The sequence below is a fragment of the Streptomyces boninensis genome (assembly GCF_048572725.1).
In the GTDB taxonomy this organism is placed as follows: domain Bacteria; phylum Actinomycetota; class Actinomycetes; order Streptomycetales; family Streptomycetaceae; genus Streptomyces; species Streptomyces boninensis.
On record NZ_CP183837.1, the window covers coordinates 389120 to 411532 of the forward strand.

The 22413-nt window shown below is 70.4% G+C and carries 21 protein-coding genes and 3 pseudogenes; 11 read left to right on the forward strand and 13 right to left on the reverse strand.

Going from position 1 to position 22413, the window contains the following annotated elements; genetic code table 11:
• Positions 1-55: 55 nt before the first annotated feature.
• Complete coding sequence (locus ACNNMR_RS01775; RefSeq protein ID WP_419992682.1) at positions 56-610, reverse strand: hypothetical protein; 555 nt, start codon at positions 608-610, stop codon at positions 56-58.
• A gap of 901 nt (positions 611-1511) precedes the next feature.
• Positions 1512-2141 carry a DUF6461 domain-containing protein gene (locus ACNNMR_RS01780; RefSeq protein ID WP_419992683.1) on the reverse strand — a complete coding sequence of 210 codons (630 nt, stop codon included), beginning with the start codon at positions 2139-2141 and terminating at the stop codon, positions 1512-1514.
• Positions 2142-2617: 476 nt separating this feature from the next.
• Between ACNNMR_RS01780 and ACNNMR_RS01785 the strand changes: the two genes are divergently transcribed.
• Entirely contained in the window at positions 2618-3319 is a 702-nt protein-coding gene (locus ACNNMR_RS01785; RefSeq protein ID WP_419992684.1) for a PE-PGRS family protein, read from the forward strand.
• A gap of 27 nt (positions 3320-3346) precedes the next feature.
• Here the strand turns inward: ACNNMR_RS01785 and ACNNMR_RS01790 are convergent, their stop codons facing one another.
• The 3 genes and pseudogenes from ACNNMR_RS01790 to ACNNMR_RS01800 form a co-directional block, all read right to left on the reverse strand.
• Entirely contained in the window at positions 3347-3610 is a 264-nt protein-coding gene (locus ACNNMR_RS01790; RefSeq protein ID WP_419992685.1) for a cupin domain-containing protein, read from the reverse strand.
• 745 nt (positions 3611-4355) lie between these two features.
• A pseudogene (locus ACNNMR_RS01795) lies at positions 4356-4454 on the reverse strand (ATP-binding domain-containing protein); the annotation flags it as partial.
• A gap of 204 nt (positions 4455-4658) precedes the next feature.
• Complete coding sequence (locus ACNNMR_RS01800) at positions 4659-5588, reverse strand: aminoglycoside phosphotransferase family protein (RefSeq protein WP_419992686.1); 930 nt, start codon at positions 5586-5588, stop codon at positions 4659-4661.
• A 166-nt stretch (positions 5589-5754) separates the two neighbouring features.
• Between ACNNMR_RS01800 and ACNNMR_RS01805 the strand changes: the two genes are divergently transcribed.
• Positions 5755-6561 (forward strand): HAD family hydrolase, encoded by an 807-nt coding sequence (locus ACNNMR_RS01805; protein WP_419992687.1) that lies wholly within the window; start codon positions 5755-5757, stop codon positions 6559-6561.
• Between the two features lie 610 nt (positions 6562-7171).
• On the opposite strand, the gene ACNNMR_RS01810 is transcribed toward ACNNMR_RS01805, so the two are convergent.
• A complete protein-coding gene (locus tag ACNNMR_RS01810; protein ID WP_419992688.1) occupies positions 7172-7552 on the reverse strand; it encodes a hypothetical protein in 381 nt (126 codons plus the stop codon).
• Positions 7553-7959: 407 nt separating this feature from the next.
• Positions 7960-8442, reverse strand: a complete 483-nt coding sequence (locus ACNNMR_RS01815; protein WP_419992689.1) for a hypothetical protein — start codon at positions 8440-8442, stop codon at positions 7960-7962.
• Positions 8443-8859: 417 nt separating this feature from the next.
• Here ACNNMR_RS01815 and ACNNMR_RS01820 point away from each other — a divergent pair, with 417 nt between their 5' ends.
• Positions 8860-9225: a hypothetical protein gene (locus tag ACNNMR_RS01820; RefSeq protein ID WP_419992690.1), complete on the forward strand. Its 366-nt coding sequence runs from the start codon at positions 8860-8862 to the stop codon at positions 9223-9225.
• Here ACNNMR_RS01820 and ACNNMR_RS01825 read toward each other — a convergent pair.
• Positions 9186-9557, reverse strand: a complete 372-nt coding sequence (locus tag ACNNMR_RS01825; protein WP_419992691.1) for a transposase — start codon at positions 9555-9557, stop codon at positions 9186-9188. The genes ACNNMR_RS01820 and ACNNMR_RS01825 overlap by 40 nt on opposite strands.
• A 58-nt stretch (positions 9558-9615) precedes the next feature.
• A pseudogene (locus tag ACNNMR_RS01830) lies at positions 9616-10101 on the reverse strand (transposase); the annotation flags it as partial.
• 201 nt (positions 10102-10302) lie between these two features.
• Between ACNNMR_RS01830 and ACNNMR_RS01835 the strand changes: the two are divergent.
• A pseudogene (locus ACNNMR_RS01835) lies at positions 10303-10500 on the forward strand (transposase); the annotation flags it as partial.
• A gap of 225 nt (positions 10501-10725) precedes the next feature.
• Here ACNNMR_RS01835 and ACNNMR_RS01840 read toward each other — a convergent pair.
• From ACNNMR_RS01840 to ACNNMR_RS01855, 4 genes are read right to left on the reverse strand one after another with little or no spacing between them, the layout of a single operon-like run.
• A complete protein-coding gene (locus ACNNMR_RS01840; protein WP_419992692.1) occupies positions 10726-12207 on the reverse strand; it encodes a mannitol dehydrogenase family protein in 1482 nt (493 codons plus the stop codon).
• Positions 12208-12227: 20 nt separating this feature from the next.
• Entirely contained in the window at positions 12228-13436 is a 1209-nt protein-coding gene (gene manD / locus ACNNMR_RS01845) for a D-mannonate dehydratase ManD (RefSeq protein ID WP_419992693.1), read from the reverse strand.
• A 46-nt stretch (positions 13437-13482) separates the two neighbouring features.
• Complete coding sequence (locus ACNNMR_RS01850; protein WP_419992694.1) at positions 13483-14238, reverse strand: 6-phosphogluconolactonase; 756 nt, start codon at positions 14236-14238, stop codon at positions 13483-13485.
• A 47-nt stretch (positions 14239-14285) separates the two neighbouring features.
• Entirely contained in the window at positions 14286-15542 is a 1257-nt protein-coding gene (locus ACNNMR_RS01855) for an AGE family epimerase/isomerase (protein WP_419992695.1), read from the reverse strand.
• 112 nt (positions 15543-15654) lie between these two features.
• On the opposite strand from ACNNMR_RS01855, the gene ACNNMR_RS01860 reads away from it, so the two are divergent.
• The 7 genes from ACNNMR_RS01860 to ACNNMR_RS01890 all read left to right on the forward strand — a co-directional run bounded on the left by ACNNMR_RS01860 (position 15655) and on the right by ACNNMR_RS01890 (position 22354).
• Positions 15655-16641 carry a LacI family DNA-binding transcriptional regulator gene (locus ACNNMR_RS01860; RefSeq protein WP_419992696.1) on the forward strand — a complete coding sequence of 329 codons (987 nt, stop codon included), beginning with the start codon at positions 15655-15657 and terminating at the stop codon, positions 16639-16641.
• 138 nt (positions 16642-16779) lie between these two features.
• Positions 16780-17538 carry a sugar isomerase domain-containing protein gene (locus tag ACNNMR_RS01865; protein WP_419992697.1) on the forward strand — a complete coding sequence of 253 codons (759 nt, stop codon included), beginning with the start codon at positions 16780-16782 and terminating at the stop codon, positions 17536-17538.
• Positions 17529-18836: a neutral/alkaline non-lysosomal ceramidase N-terminal domain-containing protein gene (locus ACNNMR_RS01870; RefSeq protein ID WP_419992698.1), complete on the forward strand. Its 1308-nt coding sequence runs from the start codon at positions 17529-17531 to the stop codon at positions 18834-18836. Before ACNNMR_RS01865 ends, ACNNMR_RS01870 begins: the two co-directional genes overlap by 10 nt.
• A complete protein-coding gene (locus ACNNMR_RS01875) occupies positions 18833-19996 on the forward strand; it encodes an N-acetylglucosamine-6-phosphate deacetylase (RefSeq protein ID WP_419992699.1) in 1164 nt (387 codons plus the stop codon). The genes ACNNMR_RS01870 and ACNNMR_RS01875 overlap by 4 nt, the downstream gene beginning before the upstream one ends.
• Before the next feature lie 90 nt (positions 19997-20086).
• A complete protein-coding gene (locus ACNNMR_RS01880; protein ID WP_419992700.1) occupies positions 20087-21616 on the forward strand; it encodes a sodium:solute symporter family protein in 1530 nt (509 codons plus the stop codon).
• Positions 21617-21692: 76 nt separating this feature from the next.
• Complete coding sequence (locus ACNNMR_RS01885; protein ID WP_419992701.1) at positions 21693-22100, forward strand: class I SAM-dependent methyltransferase; 408 nt, start codon at positions 21693-21695, stop codon at positions 22098-22100.
• Complete coding sequence (locus ACNNMR_RS01890) at positions 22097-22354, forward strand: hypothetical protein (RefSeq protein WP_419992702.1); 258 nt, start codon at positions 22097-22099, stop codon at positions 22352-22354. The genes ACNNMR_RS01885 and ACNNMR_RS01890 overlap by 4 nt, the downstream gene beginning before the upstream one ends.
• Positions 22355-22413 lie beyond the last annotated feature (59 nt).

Below are 22413 nucleotides of genomic sequence, written 5' to 3' on the forward strand. Positions count from 1 at the left end.
GCTGCTCAGTTCTGGTCAGCTTCCGTGAGCAGCAACCAGGTTCCGTGAGCGCGGCCTACGCTGCCCGCAGCATGCCGCGGTCGATCACGTCTTGGATGTAGGTGGGCCAGTAAGCGGCCAGGAGGCGGGCGAGGTGGGTGTGCGCCTGCTGGCGCTGTCGCGCGGTGACGTTGTCCGCGGTGACGTCGTTCGCAATGACGCGCCTGGCGCGGCTGCCGGCGTGGCGCAGGCGCCGCCTGCCGCGACCGGCATCGCACATGATCGCGTAGGTGGTGCGGGTCAGGGTGAGGCGCAGCAACGGCACACGGGCCCGAGCGAGTTCGTCCGTGACGGCGTGGTGGTCGATTCCCAGGTCGCTCCAGGTCTTGCCTTCGCTGTTGAGCCAGAGCGTGATGTCGGAGAGGAACACGGCCCGGCTTGACCCCGGGGCGCGGGCGGCGGCTTGGGCCAGGTCCAGGGCGACGCCGGCACCGCGGCTGACGATCCGGCGCGGGACCATCGCCGGGACGAGGGCGGCGGCCCACGCGCCGGTAGCGCCGCGGGTGGCCTCCGGCCATGCGAGAGCGAAGAGCAGCCAGCATTCAGGTTGCAGCAGCGGGTCGTGGGCCATGCCGTCCCCTCCGTCCGTGGCGTGGGCATCCGTGATGTGGCCGCGCAGAGGCGGGACACCCAGCGCACAGGCGTCCGCCTCGAAGTGGCAGTCAGGTAGGTACGGCTGGGGTCGGCGAGCTGAAGCGACGGGTTCGTCTCGGCGTTTCGGCGGCGCCGAGGTGCTGTGGGACAGGCAGGCGAATGGGCCGGAAGCTGGCGATCACAGGCGCCCCGGTCTGCGCTCAGCGGCTACGCCGGGGCCGTCAGCTACCAGTACAGCCCTCCGGCCCCGGCGGCACAAGGGCAAGATCAACCCCTGCGGCTGCGCAAGCAACCTCTCGGCCATCCGACGCGACAGATCACGCAGCACGGCCCGGGGCGGGGGCGCACCTCAGGCCGTCGGACCGTCCTCGACCGGCACCCGGATCACGCCCTCGAAGGCCCCGTGGGGATCGCCGCCCCGCCGAGTACCTGGTGGGCGAACCGTCCCCGCTCCTGTCTCACACGCGCTCCGCCAAGCTGGACATGGCTTGTTCCACCGCATGCCGACCGGTGGGCACCCAGGTGGCCTGAACGGCCGCCGCCGGCCCTCGTTCCAGTCGGTGGGCCCAACGGGCGTGAGCTGAGGTCCGGCAGCCAATCCAGGGCCGGCAGGTTCCTCGGCCGCATCGACCGCCTCATCGTCAGCGTCGCGAAGATCAGGGGCGTCAGCGTCGGTGGCCTCCTCCGGCAGCGACTCCAGCGTCTCCGGCCCCTGACGCTCCCGCCAGGGTCCTCACACACGGTAGGAGTCACAGCCACAAGATCACACGAGGTGGCCGCCAAAGGCGGCAATGAACAACTCCCGCCCACTTGCTGCAGCTTGATGAGGCCGATCGCATCGCTTACGGCTTATCACCGTCGGACAGGCCAGGCGAAGATCAGTGGTAAGCCTGCGCGAAGGCGGCAGTAGGAAGCGGGTCCTGGAAGTCCTGCCAGGAGACATAGATGCCGTGCTCGCGCTCAAGGAAGCGGAGGAAAGCGGAGTCGGGAAGCTCCTCGCCGGAGTAATCGAAACCCGGCACCTCCTGCTCGACACCGGTGCCGCCCAAATGCGGCATCCTCGGCTCGTAGTAAGCAAGTACCTGGCCGTCGCGGGCACAACCGACCTGATGCTCCCCATTCACGCTGCGGAAGACGGTGTACGCACGAGTGCCCCGCGACAACGCTGCCAGGTGACCAGGGGCACGGCTGGACATGTTCTCGATGGCGTAGGCCCAACCGGGAATGGCACCCGCACGCACGATCACCTCCGGCTGCGACAAGAAGCCCGCCTCCGTCAACCGCGTCACCAGGGCCTCGTCCTCCCAATCGAGAAACTCCAGGTCGCTCAGATGGTCCTCCTCCGTCCGCATCTGGAGCTCCGCTACCGCTTCATTGGACAACTCGTGAATGTGCTGCGTCTCCGCGCCCATCCGCACCAGCAATTCCCGCGGTTCGATGCCCTCGCACAGCGTGAAGGTGTAACCCAAGTCGTATGTCGTCGCTATCCACCTCAGCCCGTTCGCCACGTCCCGCCCTCCCCGCAGCCGACAACTCACGACGCAACGTAGCCCAGCAGCCGCCATCCGGGGAACGATCACCTCACAGGCGGGTAAGATCTTCAAAGCTGTCGGAAACGATGCGCGACTGCGTCGGGGCGTCCGCGTCCACGGGTTCGACCTGATCCGAGAGCCCGATCTATTGCGCGCGATGGTCAAGACATTCGCCGACGCACTCATGTCCGCCAAGTCCGACGCCTTGTGCAACGCCGCCGAGCGATCACCTGCCGGTGAAAGCCTCGTTGATAGTGGGGGTACCTGCGCCGCGGCGGCCACGCCGATCCAGGCTTCGGCGACATCGGAGCGTCGCTTGAGTGGGTTGCGACGCCAGCGCCACAGCAGCCACACCCTGCACGGGGTCGTCCTATTTGAGGACCGATCGGTCCTGTCACGAACGTCGGACCGGCCCCGGGCTGCCGAAGTGTTCGCCGGGCACAATGCCGTTCATGACGGACGATGTGACCGATCGCATGGACTCTGATCAACTGGGCAATGCCGTATCTGTGTTGGCAGCCTTCTTGGGAGCCGAGCCGTTGACTTGTGCCATCGCCTCTATGGAGCGGAGCCTGGTGGGAAGGTCCGCGAGTGAGGCCGGTGCCATGGCCGCGGCCCGGGGTGTCAGTCCCGACCTGATGGTGGCGGCTTTGACTGTGCGCGGGAGCCTCGGCCGGCTGAACGACCTCATCCACGCGGCCGGGATCGTGCTGGCGCTGCCTCATCTCTTGCAAGACGGGGAGGAGATCGCCGTACGTCCTTCGCTGGCCGCCGGCAACGACCCGAGCCGGCCGTTCGACCTGGAGACTGACCGGCGCGTGGCGGAGTTCAAACTCGCACGGTGGCGCGGTGCGGACGCCATGCGCAAGCGGCAGACGTTCAAGGACCTGGTCATGCTCGCCGCCGACCGCACGGGCAGGCGCGCCGAGCTGTTTGTCGTCGGGCCCGAGCCCGGCCGGTTCCTGCGCACCTCTAGGTCGACGGCGGCCTGGGCGCTGGACCGCACCCCGCATGCGCGCCGCGTGTTCGGGGAGTCCTTCGGCTCCCTGGAAGTCTCCGTCGCGGAGTTCACCGAGCGGCACGCCGGCCATGTTCAGGTCACCGACCTGTGCGATGTGCTGCCCCCCGAAGTGTCGGCGGCACTGGTGCGCTGATCGCGCGCAGTCCCGGCGGGGTGCCGGTCATGCTGCTGAGGACACCCCCGCGCCGGGCGACTGCGGGGCGGGCAGCACGGTCAGCAGCATGATGCTGGGTTCGGTGGCGCCCACGGTGTGCGGCAGCTGTGAGTTGGGGGGGGGCAGATGGATCCAGCTTCCTGGCGTGGCCTCGGTCTTCTCCTCGCCCAGGCTGAGGTCGAGGCGGCCCGAGACGACCTGGATAACTACGGGCGGGGCGGAGGTGTGCTCGGTCAGTTCCTGGGCGGCGGCGAAGGCGAAGCCGACCACGCGCAGTCGGTCGTGGCGGTACGGGACGCGGCTGAGGGTGCAGTCGGGCCTGCCGGCTGCGCTTGACCTCGCGTTCCAGCTCGGCCGTCAGCCGCGGGGTGGGGCGCTTGACCTGGCCTTTGAGGTAGCGCTCGACCTGCCGCTGGGAGCAGCCCAGCCGGGCGGCGGCCGCGTGGGTGGACCCCTTCCCCGCCTTCACCACCGCGCGCATCCGCGCCTGCGGGGAGGCGGGGACGGGACGGGTGTGGACGGTCTGCAGAACCGCCCCGGCTCTGCACGAGCCGGGGCGGCTTGATTCAGTGCCTCCTGTTCCACCACAGCCAGGCGGCGGTGCCGACTACGGCCTGCATTGCCGCGTTCGCGGTGGTGCCGCTGCCGAAGGCAGCGGTGTAGCCGGCGATGTAGCCGGTGGCCAGGGCGGCGACGATCAGCGTCGGCGTACGCGGGGGCTGTTCGTGGGCTGCGGGGGCGGATTGCTAACTGGTCACGCGTACCTCCCGGTGAGAGCTGGATGGGACGATCCGCCGCTCCTGCGTCTGCTTCCTAAGGCGAGCAGGGGCGGCGGAACTGTGTGAACTCGAACCAGAATGCCGTGATGGTTTCCGGGTCAGTGCACACGGTGTCGTTCACCAGGGCCCGAAGTGGCACCGAGTGCCATCCACCGGTCGGCCGTGGCCCATGGCGCGGCGTGTCAATGCCCTCAGGCCCCGGACCAGATCCGCAGACCAAATCCGCATTACACGCACAGAACCAGCAGGTCCTCGGCACGGGTTACGGCCGTGGACAGCAGATGCCGCTGGAGCATCATCCGTGCACCGGTGGTGACAGGCATCACCACCGACGGCGAACCGGGATCAGATTCGAGTGCGGTACCCGGCAGCAGGGTGGGCGCGGTGCGCGGCCGCTACTCTTTGTGGGTGATCACGGCGGGGCCGGCCTGCGACGATCGCGGCCGCCGCGGCTCCGTGACGGCTGGAGCGGCGTTCGCTGAGACAAAGTCACGATGGTCAACAGTGGCCGCCCCGAGCCCGGCCGGCACCATCACGCACTACGAGCGTTCGGTGAGCAACTCCGCCAGGCGGTCGGCGAACTCCGTGAGCCAGTCCAGCCGAGGTCCACTGCGGCCGATACGAAACCCGTGACGGCGACCCCAGAAAGCAGCCTGGACAGCATGGAACTGGGCCCACCGCTGGACGCGCCCGCGGTCGAGTTCCGCCGCCTCGGCAAAGATGTCCAAGACTCGGTCGACAGCCTTGCGCAGGCCATCCGCCTCCAGAAGCGCCAGCGCGCGGGACTTCAGCAACGTGCCGCCGTCGTACGCCGGATCACCTGCATACCCCTTGGGGTCGACGGCCAGCCACGGCTCGCGGCCGGCACGCAGGATGTTCCGTGCATGCAGGTCGCCGTGGATGAGGGTGTCCGGCTGGGCCCGGCCCAGCTCCCGAACGGTCGCCACGGCAGCATCCAGCACGTGTCGCGGCAATGCATGCGGCAGCTGTTCGGCATCCAGGCACAGCTGCTCCTCCCAGGCATCGGCCTGCTCACGCAGCCGGGGCAGACCGGGCGGCGCGGGGATGGCCAGGCGGCGGTTGAGCTGCCCGGCGACCGTCACCACCTCGTCGCCGTCCTCGACCTCCGCCAGGGTCGACGGCTCAACCCGCTCCAGCAGCATCGCGAACCGCTCGTCGTCACGCTCACGCAACAGCACGGCCCCGCACCCGCCCCACGCAACAAACGCATCCGGCTCATGAACGTTGCCGGGATGCGGGAACGACACCTTCAGCACGGCGCCCTCGGCCCGCCGCCGTACCGGAACGATGACGCCGACGCCCCCGTGCATGACCTCGCCATCCGGCACGCACTCCCAGCACCCCACCAGCTCCTCCACGATCCCGGGCAGCTCGGCGAGCCACGCCGCCCCAGCTTCCCCCTCGCGGTCGACGGTGCTCTGCGCGAACTCCTTTGGCATCGCGATCATCCCGGCACCCTACGCGCCAGTGGCTTCCTTCAGCGTTTGCGGGCCCCGAGGGACAAGCCGGGTTGGACCCATTTTATGATCTCCGTGCCATGATCTGACAACGGCATGTGGCCCCACCCGGACACCGGGTGGAGGACGGTATTGGTGCTTCGCGGGGGTTGTGGCTGTGCAGCGGCTGGCGCTTTTCGATCTCGATAACACACTCGTTGATCGCCAGGAGGCCTTCGCAGCCTGGGTCGCCGAGTTCGCGGCTGAGCGGGGCCTTGGCTCGGATGCGGTGGCCTGGCTGACAGCCGCGGACGATGGTGGACGGGGGCCGCGCGACGAATTCTTCGACCGTGTGCACCATCATTTCGGGCTTGTCGAGTCAGCAGTGGAGCTGTGGGCCGCCTATCGGGCGCGGATGCCGGAGTTGGTGCGGTGTGATCCTGCCGTGCTTGTTGGCCTGGAGCAGTTGCGGGAGGCCGGCTGGCGGGTGGGGATCGTCAGTAACGGGATGGCCGATAACCAGCTGATGAAGATCCGGCGGGCAGGGCTGGAAGAGCGCGTGGATGCCAGCTGCGTCTCGGGGGAGGTCGGCATCCGCAAGCCTGATGTCGGGATCTTTCGGCTGGCCGCGCAGCGTTGTGGGACGACGCTGGCTGCCGGGGGCTGGATGGTTGGCGACAACCCTGAGCACGACATTGCAGGTGGGCGTGCGGCCGGCCTACGGACGGCGTGGATCGGCCGCGACAGCGAGTGGTCTGCGCATCAACCGCAGCCGGATGAAACGGTGACGGACGCGGCTGCCGCGATCAGTCTCCTGCTTGATGAGCCTTGGCATGAGCCAGCCCCGCAGGGCGGCATGAGGCAATGCGAGCCCGTGCCGACCGGCACCCTGGACGCTACGGCTGCAGACCGGGCGTCTGGGGTCGATTCAACAAGTCAGGGGCATGACCACCGGCCTTTCCCCAGGCCGGGAGTCTCTTCGTAATGCGGATGTGGCGACCAGTGCCGTGACGAGGCCGGGTGAACAGCACCGAAGGAACCACGACGTGATCGACATCAGCGACATCGACGTCTTCCTCGGCCTGGACGTCCGCAAGGGCGAATACCACGCCACCGCTGTCACGTCGGCCGGCAATGCGGCGGATCGCCGATCTCTATCCCGGTGAGGCCAAACCGACGCCCGCGACGCGTCCAGCACCTCGTGTGATCTTGTGGCTGTGGCTCCTACCGTGTGGGGGGGGGATCCTGGCGGGAGCGCCGGGGGGCCGAGGTGCTGGGGTTGGAGCCGGGGGGCGGTTATGGCATCGACGCTTGGGCGTTTGGCGCATCAGGAAACTGCGGCCCGTACTGATGTGGCGGTGCTGCTGGAGGAATTTGAGGCGGCTCGCAAGCGGTTGGACGCGGGCGAGGAGCGGCTGCACAAGTTGGCAATCACCCGGGAGGTCGCCGAGTCGCTACCGGACGTTGACGTCGACGCGTCTGCCCGCCTGGCAGCCGCCAAGGCCGACGATCCTGGCGCGGAACACGGCGCTCGGACTCGGAAGAGGCCGCGGCGTCGGTCGCCCGGGCCACCGACGCCACAGTTTCGACTTCGCTCAGCTGAGGATGTCATACCTGACACATGGAAGGCCGACACCGACCACGGAATCGTGAGACTGGCGCTCCTCACAGACGACCAGTGTGCCCTTGCACTGATTGGCTGCGTCCTGGATACCGATGATGTTGTCGGTGCTCACCTTGCTCACTTGCTGGAAGATCGCGATCTCGGGTTTGCCGGAGGCATCTCCTGCATTGAGGAGGCCGGAGAGAAGGCCTGTGTCGGTGGGCAGGGGCATGCTGGCGGTTTCGCTGGCGCAGCCCAGGTACGAGCCCTCGGGTACGCCCGGCTGGGCCGCCTGCGCTGAGGCGGCGGACGCGGTCACGAACAGCATCGGTGCGACAAGAGCCGCTGCGGGGATCAAGCGAGAAAGCTTCATGACCCGTTGTCTATCCCGGTCGCGGCGCAGCCGAGGTCTGACATCGCCGGGAAGGCCCGCGATTGCCTCAAAAGGGGGTAGTTGTTGGACGGCGTTTGATCCCTGCTGCTGCGGCTTCCGCCGCATCCGTCGTGCTGAGCGAGGCAACCGGTGCCGCGGCACAGCCGGTCGTCACCCGCCCACATCGGCGCTGACCTGCACTACGCGTGAGCGCGCCAGCCTCGGCCCGCGATCGCGGACATGCCCCCGCGGCGATGACCGGCGATGGTGTGAGAATCACCGTTTTCACCGTCGCGGGAGTCATGCGCGCGTCACTGCCACATCCTGCGCGTCGCTGCCTCATCCGGCGTGTGCCGACAGGCATTCATCGCTCACAGTCAGCCAGTTCGCCGGTCACTCCAGCGGTGTCAGAAGTTGCCACACGGGATATAGGCACGCGTCTGGGATGGGGTTCTTACATCCCTACCGTCTTCGATGAATACGGTCACGGTGTATTCCATGCTTCGAATGCACCCGAAGGTGAATGTCGCGGTCCGGGTCGCATTATTCGAGTTCGTTACCGGGTTGCTTCCCCCAGGATCCGCCCTGAACGTCGGATCGAAATTGGGCATGCCCCCGACCCACTGTGCCGTACAGGTGATTTGACCCGGGCCGCCCTGCAGGCGATTTGCACGGCAGGTGAAGGACGTGATGAAGAAGTTGGGGTCGTCCGCGGTCTGGGTCGTCGTTGCGAGCGTTGCGGTGGTCTGCGCGGTGTGCGCTGCCGGCGCGATCCGCGCGGCCGGTCCCGACGCGTGCGACCGGGGAGCGTAGGCCCCGACCATCGCGACGAGCGCGAGGACCACCGCCGCCAAGAGGGTCGTCGGCGCCAGGACAGCTCTTCGGCTCATGGGCTTTCCTCTCGTTGGAGGTGTACGAGTCGGGCGGCGGCAACGCCGCCCGCCGGTAGTTGTTCGCGCAAGACCGGCAAACGGATGGGGCGACTCACCGATCACCTCGATCGGCCCAGGCATGGACATCGGATGGGGCCAAAGCGCACCCGTGATCACAGGCAGCCAGACACTTAGTGGCTGTTGTCGTACCGAACGTGATCGTTGAGTTTGTGCTGGTCGGCATGGGTGGCGACGCGGTGCGGGAGGGATGAGGCGTCTCATCGACCCGTGATCGCGAGGGGTTCACCGTGGCGTCAGTGCTGAGTCTGCTGGAAACACGAGAGCTGGCTGCGCGCGGTCGGCTGGAGGAGTTGCAGCGGGAGGCCGAGCGGATCGCAGCCGAATTGCGGGATGCCGAGGCGGCGGTCGAGCGGCTTGGTCGTAGCCCAGGAGATGGTGAGCGAGGTGCTCGCCGAACCGGACCTGGCAGGAGCGGACGCTGTGGTGCCCGAGTCGCCCGTCGGACCGACGGCCTCCGTCGCGAGGACCCCGACGCCCTCGCGGGTGGTGCCGCGTTGGCGTGACGGGCTGACGGATCAGGCGCTTGGCGAGGAGTATCGGCGCATCCTGGCAGTCCTGCACCCGTCTCGCGGTCTGCGGGTGAATGAGCTGGCGGCGGCGGTCGGCGTGGACATGGTGCCGGCGAAGATCGAGGGCGTGCGGGCGACGGTGAAGCGGCTGGTGGAGCGGGGCTGGGCGGCTCAGCCGCAGCGAGGCGTGTTCACCGCACCGGCCCGCTGAGGGCGTTTGGCCAGCCGGCGTCCCATCAGCATGGACATCGACCAGAGCACCATGACCTGGTGGGTGACCGGCCGGCGTTCGTAGTCACGGACCAGCCGACGCGAGCGCATCAGCCATGCCAGGGTGCGCTCCACCAGCCAGCGGCGCGGCAGCACCACGAACCCGGTTGCCGACTCGCCGCGCCTGACAATGTCGATCGTCAGCCGCAGCTGCTGCGCGGCCCACTCCACCAGCTGGCCCGCATAGCCGCCGTCCGCCCAGAGCCAGGTGAGCTGGCGGTGCCCTCGGCGCAGGTGAGCCAGCAGGGGCACTGCCCCGTCGCGGTCTTGCACGCTGGCCGGGGTGACGAGCACGGCCCAGGACGAGTCCCAGGCTGTCCACCACCAGGTGCCGCTTGCGCCCGTGGACCTTCTTGCCTGCATCGAAGCCGCTGGTGGCGGCGCCGACGGTGGTCGCGGCCCGCAGCGATTGCGAGTCGATGATGCCGGAGGTCGGCTTCGCCGCACGGCCCTCAAGCAAACGCACCTTGGCGCGCAGTCGGTCATGGAATTTGCCGATCAGCCCCTGACGGCGCCAGCGGCGGAAGAACGCATAGACCCGCTCCCAGGCCGGGAAGTCGCCGGGCATCGCCCGCCACTTGATGCCGTTGTCCACCAGATACCGAATCGCATCGAGCATCATCCGGTGGCAGTAGCCCTCCGGTTGCCCGCCCCACCCGGCCAACCAGGCCGGAACCGGCAGCAGCGGCCGGATCGCCGTCCACTCCGCATCCGTCAGATCCGACGGATACCGCCGCACCCGAACCGGATGATCTACGGCGTTGCCGTACAGATGCGCGGCACAGTCACACGACCGCGCCGACGAGTTGAACTCCACGGACGCATCCGCGTACAACTGCGGCAACAGGGCCTCCTGACACTCGTCGTAATCGCAACAACGAGCTACCTAGAGGCCCTGTCTTCATGCCTGCAGTCGTGGAAGATCACCCCCACAGACATCCCGTTCGATCACCATGGCGCACCCGCTCGGTACGACAACAGCCACTTAGACGGTGTTTGATTGGCGGCAGTTCGTTGGCTGGGCGTGGGAATAGTTGAGCGGCTGGTGCCGGACGGGCTGTGGGAGATCTTCCTGGACGTTGCACCGGAAGTGCCGGTACGGGCTCAAGGCGGGGGCCGGCGGCGGTGCGACGACCGCGCGGTACTTGCCGCGATCATCTTCGCCGCCGCCTCGGGGTGCACGTGGCGACAACTTCCGCCGGTCTTCGGCGCCTCCTGAACGCGTCGATGCCGGAGATGGGGCCGAAGCCGTTGCCGCCGGCGCTCTCGCCGCCAGCATCCTCCGGGATAGCCCTATCGTGAACCGGGTTCTCCTGCACGGGCCAGAAATGGCAACCGGCTGGGTGGACAGCGCCGACGGCGACCCGTGGCACCAGTTCCCGGCCCGGTGTCGCGTCGGGCGTCCGACTCGGGCGGACGGCGCGCGGTGCATCCGTAGCGGTCAGTGGAGTGCGGCGTGGACGGTGGCGGTGGCGCCGTCCGTGATCAGGCGGTCGAGCCAGGTGGTGACCATGTCGGTGAAGTCGGGGTCGGCCGCGAGGTCGTCGCCGAAGACCCCGCAGCGTGCCACTGCGCGGACCGTGGCGGGTGCGTCGGTGTGGTCGGTCACCTGCTCGGCGATCAGCGCGGCGAGCGGGTCGGACACGGTCAGCGGTGCGCCGTCGTCGGTGCGGCGCGCGGTGACGTTCCGGATCCAGGCCGCGACGGCCAGCGTCAGCCAGTGCGGCCGGGCTCCGGCGGACAGCCGCTGCCTGGCGGGGGCGAGCAGGCGCTGCGGCAGCTTCTGCGAGCCGTCTGTGGCGATCTGCGCGGTCCGGTGGCGCAAGGCGGGGTTGGCGAACCTGCGTAGCAGGCTTGCCCGGTAGGCCGGCAGGTCGAAGCCGGCGAGGCCGGTGAGTGTGGGGGTCACGTCCTCGGTCATGAGCCGGTCGACCAGTTCGGCCAGCGCCGGATCGGCGATCGCCTCCGCCACGGTCTGCCGGCCGGCCAGGCCGCCGAGGTAGGCGAGCGTGGAGTGCGCGCCGTTGAGCAGGCGCAGCTTCATCCGCTCGTAGGGCACCACGTCGTCGACCAGCAGCGCCCCGGCACGCTCCCATGCCGGACGGGCGGCGGCGAAGTCGTCCTGGATCACCCACTGCCGGAACGGCTCGGTGACGACCGCCGCCGCGTCGGCGACGCCGAGCTGCCGGGCGATCCGCGTCCGGTCGTCGTCGGTGGCGGCGGGCACGATCCGGTCCACCATGGTGGCGGGGAAGCGCACGTTCGCCGGCAGCCACGCCTGTAGTACGGACGCTTGGGCGGGTGGCAGGCGGTCGGCGTACTCGGTGACGAGCCGGGCCGTGGCGGTTCCGTTGTCGGCGATGTTGTCGCAGCACAGCACGGTGACCGGGCCGGCGTCGGCGCGGGCGCGGGCGAGCAGGCCGCGCACCAGCATCCCGACGGCCGTGCGCGGCGTGCGGCCGCTCAGATCCGCGGCGACCTCAGGATCCGCCACGCGCAGCCCGCCGGTGACCGGGTCGCGCCGGTAGCCCTGCTCGGTGACGGTCAGGGACACGATGCGGGTGTCCGGCGCGGCGATCCGCTCCGTCAGCGCCTCGGCGTCGGTCCCGGCGTGCAGCACCTCGCGCAGGGCTCCGAGCACCCGGAGGTCGCCGCCGTCGGCGTCCCGGGAGAGCACCGAGTACAGCCCGTCCTGCGGGCGCAGCGCCTCCACCGCGGCCGTGCTGCGCGGCGCGACCCCGCAGATGCCCCACCGGTCGTCGCCGGTCAGGGCCGCCGCGTCTTCGGTGAAGACGGCCTGGTGCGCGCGGTGGAACGCGCCCACGCCCAGGTGTACGACGCCGATGCCCCGCGGGCGCTCCGTACGCGGACGGAGCGCCGGGGCCAGACTGGGGAGTGCCGCGGGGGTCAGCCGATGGGGCACCGATTGGGTCTCCGATTGGGTCACCAATTGTGCATGCTCCCGTCCATCAGCCGGTTGACCGGCAGGTACGCCGGGTCGTACGGGTACCGGGCGGCCAGCTTCTCGTCGATGTCCACGCCGAGTCCCGGCTCCTCGCTCGGGTGCAGGTAGCCGTCGGCGAAGCGGTAGCCGTGCGGGAAGACTTCGTCGGTGGCCTCGGTGTGCCGCATGTACTCCTGGATGCCGAAGTTCGGCACCGAGATGTCCACGTGCAGCGCCGCGGACATGCACACCGGCGACAGGTCGGTGGCCCCGTGCGAGCCGGTGCGCACGTGGTGCAGGGCGGCCAGGTCGAAGATGCGGCGCAGGTGGCTGATGCCGCCGGCGTGCACCACCGTGGCGCGGATGTAGTCGATCAGCTGATTGGTGATCAGCTCGTGGCAGTCCCAGATGGAGTTGAACACCTCGCCGACGGCGATGGGCACCGTGGTGTGCTCGCGGATGGTGCGGAAGCCCTGCTGCCACTCGGCGGGCACCGGGTCCTCCAGCCAGAACGGCGCGTACTCCTCGAGCCTGCGGCCGAGACCCGCCGCCTCGATGGGGGTCAGCCGGTGGTGCACGTCGTGCAGCACGTTCAGGTCGAAGCCGAACCGCTCGCGCACCGCGGCGAACAGCTCGGGCATGAAGCGCAGATACCGCTCGGTGGACCACGCCGCCTCGCTGGGCAGATTGGCGTCGGCCGGCTCGTAGAACAGTTTGTCCTTGCTCACGCCGTACGTCGTGGGGATGCCCGGGATGCCGCACTGGACGCGCACGGCCCGGTAGCCGAGGTCCACATACCGGGCGACCTCGTCGAGCACCTCGGGGATCGTCTCGCCGTTCGCGTGCCCGTAGACCGTCACGCCGTCGCGGCAGCGGCCGCCGAGCAGCTCGTACAGCGGGAGCCCGGCGACCTTGGCCTTGATGTCCCACAGTGCGGTGTCGACCGCCGCGATCGCGGTCATGGTGACCGGGCCGCGCCGCCAGTACGCGCCGCGGTAGAGGTATTGCCAGGTGTCCTCGATCCGGGCCGGGTCGCGGCCGATGAGCAGCGGGCACACGTGGTCGCGCAGATAGGAAGCGACGGCCAGCTCGCGGCCGTTGAGCGTCGCGTCGCCCACGCCGGTGACGCCGTCGTCGGTGGTGATCTTCAGCGTGACGAAGTTGCGTCCGGGACAGGTGACGATGACCTTGGCGTCGACGATCCTCACGGTGACGGGTCCTCCTTCGGTACGGGCTTCGATACGAGCCGGGTGCTCATCGGTGTGCGGTCTGCGGCTGCGGGCACGGCCCGTACGCGGCGAGATCGGCGTACAGCTCGGCCGCCGGATGGCCGCGCAGCGCCGAAGCGGGGCACGCCGTGGTGACGGGCCCTTCGAGCGCCGCGTGCAGGGCGTCGTGCTTGGCGGCACCCGGCACGGTGGCGATCAGCCGCCGCCCGGCCAGCAGCGCCGGGACCGTCAGTGTGACGGCGTGCTCCGGTACGTCGTCCAGCCGGGCGAAGCAGCCGTCGCCGACCTGCTGCCTGCGGCACGCGTCGTCCAGCGCGACGACCTTGACCGGGTGGGGGTCGGCGAAGTCGGCGACCGGCGGGTCGTTGAACGCCAGATGCCCGTTGTCGCCGATGCCCAGGCAGACGAGGTCGATCGGCGCCGCGGCCAGCAGCTCCGCGTACCGCGCGCACTCGGCCTCGGGGTCGTCGCCAGGGGAGATCAGGTGCAGCTCGCGGGGCCGCAGCAGGTCGCCCACCTGCTCGCGCAGGAACCGGCCGAACCGTTCCGGCGCATCCGGCGCCAGGCCGATGTACTCGTCCATATGGAACGCGATCACCCGGGACCAGTCGATCCCGGGGGCGGCGCGCAGCGCGGCGAGCGTCGCGAGCTGGGACGGAGCGGCGGCGAACACCACGCGGGCGGTGTCCTGCCGGGCGAGGGTGGCGCGCAGCGCCGCCGCGGCGGCCGCACCGGCTGCCCGCCCGGCCGCGGCCCGGTCGGGGAACACCTGAACGTCCATGCGTCCGGCGGTACGGGAGAAAACGGGGCTCTCTTCGGGGCTCTCTGTCACTTGGCAGCGTCCTGTGGCTCGGCATGCAGCTCCACCAGCTGCATGAGGTTTCTGCTGATGTGGTACGGGTCTTTGACCGGCAGCGCGACCACCTCGTCGAGAGGCAGCCCTGCCCGGTCGCGGATCTGGATCCACTCCGCCCCGTCGTGGCCGCCGGGGAACGTCGCGAGGGTGTAGTCCCAGATCCGGTCGAACCACCGGGCGGAGGCGGCGTCCTGGTAGCGGTGCGCGGCGAGGCCCGTCGTGTAGCACGCCTCGGAGTGCACCCACCACAGTTTGCTGGACCAGGTGGCCCGCACCAGTTCCTCGTAACGTCCGCCCACGGCACGTCCGGTGGGCTCGTCCGGCCCGTCGGCGTCGGTGTAGCGGAGCAGGCCGCCGTGCTCGGGGTCCCACCCCTGGCGGCACAACACGGCCACAGAGGCGAGCAGCGCGCCGTCAGCGGCGTGGTCGCCGAGCAGGTCACCGGCTTCCAGGGCCATCCAGACGCACTCCAGGGCGTGGCCGGGCGTACGGTGCCGGGCCAGCAAGGTGCCGGCTGCGTGACCGGCGGCGGAATCGGCCGGGCGCATCTCGGCGAACCGCCCGTCGGGCTCCCGGTGACCGAGGGCCGCACGCCGCGCGGCGGCCAGGCCCGCTCGGGCGCGGGCGGCTCCGGGTGCTCCCGGGGCGCTTGCCTCGTACGCGTGCACCTGGTCGAGCCGCGCGTTGAGCAGGATCATCCGGGGGCCGAAGGCGGCGAATCCGGCGGGTACCGGGTACGGCGGGGTCGGCGCACGGCCGGACGCGATGTCCGCGGCGACGCGCTCGACGATCGTGTCGATGGTCGCCAGCCACCGTGTGCCGCCGGTGCATCGGGTCAGTTCGGCCAGTCCCATGGCGGCGAAGCAGTCGGCGTAGATGCTGCGCTTGTCGGCGCCGTGCGGAGCCCCCACCCGGTCGAGCAGGTACGCGCAGGTGCCGTCCGGGCGGATCGCATGGTCGGCGAGGAACCGCGCGCCGCGCTCGGCGTGCCGGAGCAGCTCGGCCGCGTCGAGGTCGAGCAGTCCGCGGTCGGCCAGCCGTGCGGCGCGAGCCAGCAGCCAGACGAAACGTCCCTGGGACCAGGTGAACTTGTCCGTGGACAGCCGTTGTCTGCCGCGATTGTCGAAGCAGGTGAAGAAGCCGCCGTAGGACTCGTCGATGCCGTGCCCGAGCCAGAAGGGGAAGACGAGCTCTTCCAGATGGCGGCGCGCGGTGGAACCCGGATCCATGCCGTCCCTTCGAACCGTGAAGTGCTGCAACCGGTTGCACGATTCTGATTCGATTAAGGTGCAGCTGTCAACACATCTTTGACCGGGCAGAGGACAGGCTGAGGAGCACCGTGTGAGCCGGGTGACCATCTACTCCATCGCGAAGCGGTGCGGCGTTTCCCCGTCCACGGTCTCGCGCGCGTTCAGCCGGCCGGAACTGGTCAGCGCGACCGTCCGCGAGCGGGTGCTGGCCACCGCCCGCGAACTCGACTTCCGGCCCAGCACGGCGGCCCGCGGCCTGGTGACCGGCCGTACCGAGACGATCGGGCTGCTGGTGCCGGACATCACCAACCCGTTCTTCCCGCCGCTGGTCCGGGCGGTGCAGGCGGCGGCGACGCGCATGGGCAGCGCGGTGCTGCTGGTCGACAGCGAGGAGCGTGCCGCTGCCGAGACGCGCCTGGTGGAGACGTTGCGCGGACGGGTGGACGGGGTGCTCGTGGCTTCGCCCCGGTCGTCGTCGGCGGCGTTGCGCGGGGCCGCGCGCGACCTGCCGTGCATCCTGCTCAACCGGGTGCTGCGCGATCTCCCGGCGGTCGTGTGTGACAACACGGCGGCGCTGTTCGACGCCGGGGAGCACCTCTACGAGCTGGGGCACCGCACGATCGCCCTGCTCGCAGGGCCGAGCGCGTCGTGGGCGGCGACGCGGCGATCCCAGGCCGTCCGGCGCTGGGCGCGCGGCCGTGATGTGCGGCTGGTCGAGCTGGGGCCGTTCCGCGCGACGTACAAGGGCGGCCGGCGTGCCGGGCAGGCCCTGCTGGACACCGACGCGACGGCCGCCTTCGCCTTCGACGACCTGATGGCCTGCGGCGTGATCGCGGAACTGGCCGGGCACGGTGCCGCCGTGCCGGCCGACTACTCCCTCGTGGGCTGCGACGACGTCCTCCTCGCGCAGACCCAGACTCCGGCGCTCACCACGGTGGCCGCACCGATGGAGGACCTCGGCCGCGCCGCGGTCAGCCTCCTGAACGGCCTGGTCGAGGCGCCGGACGCGGATCCCGCGCAGGTTCGACTCCCGGGCGTATTCGTGCCACGCGACTCCACCGGACCGGCCCCGAAGTAGCCGCCCGCCAGCTGGCGATCACCCCTTGACCGCCTCCCGGTGGCCGATTACATTCCCTGCAATCGGTTGCAAGGATTCGCTCGATCCGGTGCGTCACCGCACCGCGCGGGCGACGACAGTCGACCCCGGAGGAAACCGATGACGGAATCGGTTACGCGCCCCTATCTCGACCACATCACCGGGCTGCTGGGCCGGATCGCGGACACCGAGGGCCCGGCGCTTGCCCACGCCGCGGACCTGATCGCCGACCAGGTCGAGCGTGACGGCCTGTGCTATGTCTACGGGCCCGGCGGGCACTCCAACCTCGCTGCCCAGGAGGTCTTCTTCCGGGCCGGGGGCCTGGTCAACATCAGCGCGATCCTCGACGAGGGCACCCTGCTGTCCAGCGGCGCGCTGCGGTCGATGGCGATGGAACGCACCCCCGGATACGGCGCCCTGGTGATCGAGGACAACCGGATCGGCGAAGGCGACCTGCTGATCCTGGTCAACGCCTACGGCATCAACGCCGCACTGATCGACGCCGCCCGCACCGCGCGGGCCCGCGGCGCCACGATCATCGGCATCTCGTCGCGGGAGCACGCCGAAGGCACCGCGCCGGACCACCCGGCGCGCCACCCGACCGGTGCGAACCTGCACGATCTGGTGGACGTGCACATCGACACGAAGGTGCCGATCGGCGACGCGGTACTGGAGCTCGACGGCGTCACCGAGCGGGTCGCCGCGATCTCCACCTTCGCCAACGCCTACGCCTTGAACTGCCTCACCGCCCAGGCCATCGCCGTACTCGCCGACCGCGGCGCCGACCCGACGATCTGGCGCAGCGGCAACGCGCCCGGCGGCGACGAGCGGAACGGCCGCTTCCTGCACCGCTTCCGCGGGCGGGTGCGATGGCTGTGACCCGCCTACGGGCCGGCGCCGCCGTCGTCGACATCACCCCCTCCCCCGGCTGCTCGATGGCGGGCTTCGCGGCGCGCCGGGCACCGGCCACCGGCGTGCACGATCCGCTGCGGGCGAGTGCGGTCGCGGTCGCCGACGCCTCGGCGACCTCGGTCGTCGTCGCCGCCGACCTCATCGCCCTCGACCACGAGACCGCGGCCCTGGTGGCCGACCGCGTCCAGGCCCGCACCGGGGTCCCGGCGCGGCACGTCGCGGTCGCGGTGACCCACACCCACGGCGGGCCCGCCGTCACCCGCGGCGGCATCGGCGGCGTCGCGGCGCCGGACTACGTGGCCGACCTGGTCGAGCGGTTGGCCGAGGCTGGAGCCGCGGCGGTCGCAGGGCTCAGGCCCGCGACCGTGGCGTCCGGCCACGGCCGGCTCACCGGCGTCGCGCACAACCGGCGCGGCGGCGAGCTCACCGACCCGTGCGTACCCGTGCTGCGGCTGGACGGAGCCGACGGCACGCCGATCGCCACCGTGTTCAGCTACGCCTGCCACCCCGTGACCCTGGGTCCCGACAACCGGGAGATCACCGCCGACTGGCCGGCGTACGCGCGCCGCGACGTCGCCCGCGCACTCGGCGGCGTCCCCGTCTTCCTCCAGGGCTGCGCGGGCCAGCTCAACACCGGCCACCCGGCGGACGCGAGCTACCGCGCGGCGGGCGCCCCGGACCGTACCTTCGCGGCGGCCGAGCGCATCGGTGCGGAGGTCGCCCGCGTGGTCATCGGCGTGGCGCGCACCCTTGCACCGGCGGCCGAGTACGGGCCGGTCCAGGTGGCCGCCGCCGACCTGGAGCTGCCGCTGGGCCCGCCCGAGCCGAGCGAGGCGCTGCGCGCGCGGGCGGGCGAGTGGGCCCGCGTGGCCGCCGCGGATCCCGGCGACCGCGGCGTCCTGGAGTGCTGGGCGCGATGGGCCCAGGCCTGCCTGCGCGACCCGCTGCCCGCCGACGTGCCGGTGACCGTCTCCGCGCACCGCTGGGGCCCGGTGCGGCTGCTCTTCCTGCCCGGCGAGCCGTTCGTGGAACTCGCCCTGGAACTGCGGGAGATGCTCGCCGAGCCCGGGATGGTCGTCGCCGGATACGCAGGCGGCGTGCCGGGATATCTGCCGTATCCGCCCGCCGCCTATCTCGACGGCGGCTACGAGGTGACGGAGGCGCACCGCGCCTACGGACAGCCCGCGGCCCTGGCGCCCGGCGCCGGTCCGCGGGTCCTGGCGGCGGCGCGGACACTGGCCGAGACGCTGGGGAGCGGCGCATGACGACCATCGCAGGACGGCTCCCGGACGGACGCACCGCCGCGGTCACGTACGAGAACGGCCGCATCACCGCGGTCACGCCGCGCGACGGTGGCGGCAGCGAGGGCGAGGGCGAGGGCGAACGACTGATCCTGCCCGGCCTGGTGGACATCCAGGTCAACGGCTACGCGGGCATCGACGTCAACGGCGACGCCACCACCGCCGACGACATCGGTGCGCTGGTCCGGGCGCTGTGGCGGCGCGGCGTGACGACGCTGTACCCCACGATCATCACAGCCCCGGAGGAGCGGATCGTCTCGTCCCTGCGTGCCATCGCCGCGGCGCGCGCCGCCGACCCACTCGTCCGGCACGCGATCCCCGGCGTGCACGTAGAGGGGCCGTATCTGTGCGCCGAGGACGGTCCGCGCGGAGCGCACGACGCCAGGTACCTGCGCGATCCCGACGCGGCGGAGTTCGCCCGCTGGCAGCGCGCCGGCGAGGGCCTGGTGCGGATCGTGACGCTGGCGCCCGAGCGGCCCGGCGCACCGGAATACATCGCCGGCCTCGCGCGACAGGGCGTGCTCGCCGCGATCGGGCACACGGCGGCGACCGGTCCGCAGATCACCGCCGCAGCCGATGCGGGCGCGCGACTGTCGACCCACCTGGGCAACGGCGCGCATCCGGTGCTGCCACGGCACCCCAACTACCTGTGGGCGCAGCTCGCCGAGGACCGGCTGGCCGCGACCTTCATCGCCGACGGGCACCATCTGCCGGCCGACACCTTCACCGCGATGCTGCGGGCCAAGGGACCTGAGCGCGCGCTGCTGGTCAGCGACTCGGCGGCGCTCGCCGGCTGCCCGCCCGGCGACTACACCACCCCCGTCGGCGGCCACGTCACCGTACGGCCGGACGGGCGGCTCACCCTCGCCGGCTCGGACCTGCTCGCCGGCTCCGGGCGTTCACTCGCGGACTGCGCCGCATGGGCGCTTGCACACACCGAGGCGGACCTGGCCACCGTCGTACGGCTCGCCGCCGGCAATCCCGCCCGGCTGCTCGACCTGGCCGGGCGCGCCACGATCACCCGCGGCGCGCACGCCGACCTGGTCGTCGCCGACCGCACCCCGGACGGCGGTCTGGCCGTCCGGCTGACCGTCGTGAACGGCGTGGTCGTCCACGAATCCTGACTCCGCAACGCAAACGCAAACGCAGTCATCCCAGAGCGTTCACGAAGAAACCAGCCCGCCGGCTGTCCCGGCGCGGCACAGGGAGACCCCATGGCTTTGCTCGACTGGCTTGTCATCTGCGCCTACTTCGTCGTCATGATCGTGATAGGCGTATGGGCGAAGTCCCGAATACACGACGCGAAGGACTTCTTCACCGCAGGCGGCCGCATGCCCTGGTGGCTGTCCGGCATCTCGCATCACATGTCGGGCTACAGCTCCGCGGTCTTTGTCGGTTACGCCGCGATCGCCTACACCGCCGGGTTCACCCTCTACATCTGGTGGGCGATCGGCATCACGATCGCCATGGTGGTCGGTTCTTTCCTGTTCGCGCCGCGCTGGCCGCGGCTGCGGCAGCGGCTCGGCATCATCTCCCCGCTCGAGTACCTGACCACCAGGTACAACGTCCCGACCCAGCAGGTGCTGGCGTGGAGCGGCTCCGCGCTGAAGGTCTTCGACGTAGGCGCGAAGTGGACGGCGACGGCGCTGCTGCTTCAAGTGTTCGCGGGCGTGCCGATCGGCTGGGGCGTGCTCCTGACCGGCGGCGTCACCCTCGTCTACTCGACCATCGGAGGCCTGTGGGCGGACGCGCTCACCGACCTCGGGCAGTTCCTGATCCAGCTCGTCGCCGGCGTCACGATGTTCGTCGCGGTGCTGTCGCAGCTGGGCGGCGTCTCCGCGGTGTGGAGCGTGTGGGACCGCCTCCCCGAGGGGCACCTGCGTCCTTTCAACGACGAGTACACGCTCACGTTCGTCCTCGTGTACTTGCTCATCAACACGCTGTCCTACAACGGCGGCACCTGGAACCTCGCCCAGCGCTTCATCGCCGCCCCGTCCGGCACGTCCGCCCGCCGCGCGGCGCTGCTGTCCGCCGGGCTGTACCTCGTCTGGCCGCTGGTGCTGTTCTTCCCCATGTGGGCCGCGCCCGTCCTCCTCCCCGGCCTCGACAACCCCGAGCAGTCCTACGCACTGCTCACCCAGGACCTGCTGCCCGCCGGGCTGATCGGCCTGGTGCTGGCCGGCATGTTCGCGCACACCATGGCGATGACCTCCTCGGACGCGAACGCCATCTCCTCGGTGGTGATCCGCGACATCATCCCCGCCGTCTGGTCCGGCGCGCGGCGCATCTCCGCGAAGACCGAACTGTTCGCCGGCCGCCTGTCGACCTTTCTGTTCATCGCCCTGTCGATGGCGATCGCGCTCACGGCCGACAGCTTCGGCGGCGTGCTCGGCCTGCTGATCCTGTGGTTCGGCGCCCTCGTCGGCCCGATCGCCATCCCCATGCTGCTGGGGATGCTGCCGCTGTTCCGGCGCTGCGGGCCGTCCGCCGCGATCGGCTCCTGGGCCACAGGTCTCGTGGTGTTCTTCCTGGTCAAGTACGTGTTCGAGAGTCAGGTCGCGAATCTGGGCACGGACTGGACCACCACGGTGGAGGTCGCCGGTCCCGTGCTGTGCTCGCTGGTCGTCTTCGTCGGCCTTGGACTCGTACGCCCGTGGCGCGACGAACAGTCCGCGGCGCTGATCGACGCGCTGAACGAGGACGCCGAGGAAACGGCCGAACCGACTCAGGCCGTCCGCGCCTGAGGTAAACGAGTTGAGGTCCACCGACACAGCCATAGCCTTACTTAGGTAACCCTAACTTCGCCCGGTTGGTGATGGTGTGGCCAAGGAGAGCGTGCGGCTGGGCACTGTGCAGGAGACGCTGCTCATTCCGCTGCGGGACGACCGAGCGCGCACCATGGTCGAGAGGATCGACTACGACTTCGCCAAGTTCCCCGGCCCTTCCCTCGGCGGCTCCGTGCTGCGCAGTGCGATCTTCGACGGGTGGGTCGGACAGTTCCTCGCCGAACACGCCGACGGCACCGTGATCGAACTCGGAGCAGGGCTCGGCACCCGTTCGCACCGCCTCGACAACGGGCAGGCGCGCTGGTTCGACCTCGATCTGCCGGACACCGTCCAGTTGCGGCGGCGGTTCTTCACCGACACCGAGCGGACCACGACCCCGCGGCCTCGGTACTGGACACCGACTGGTTCGAACAGGTCGCGCGGACCGGCGGCGGTGCCATGATGCGCAACCAGGACCGCAACCCGGTGTTCAAGACCGTCGACGCACGGATGACCTGGACCTGCGACGACCCGAAGCACTTGGAGGGCTGGGGGCTGAGGCTGCGTGAGAGCAGGACATTTGCCACCCCGCAGCCGGACGTGGCCCGCACCTGGCCTTGGCGCCACCGTTACGGCATGCCCTTGCTGGCGCGCCTGGTCCCGCCCGCCGTCAACTCGTACCGGATGAACCTGTTCACGCTGGAGAAAGACCGGTGACCTCCCCCGGGCACGGAGGCCGACCGTTGGGTTCGAGGCCGGAGCCGACCCGGCGCGCC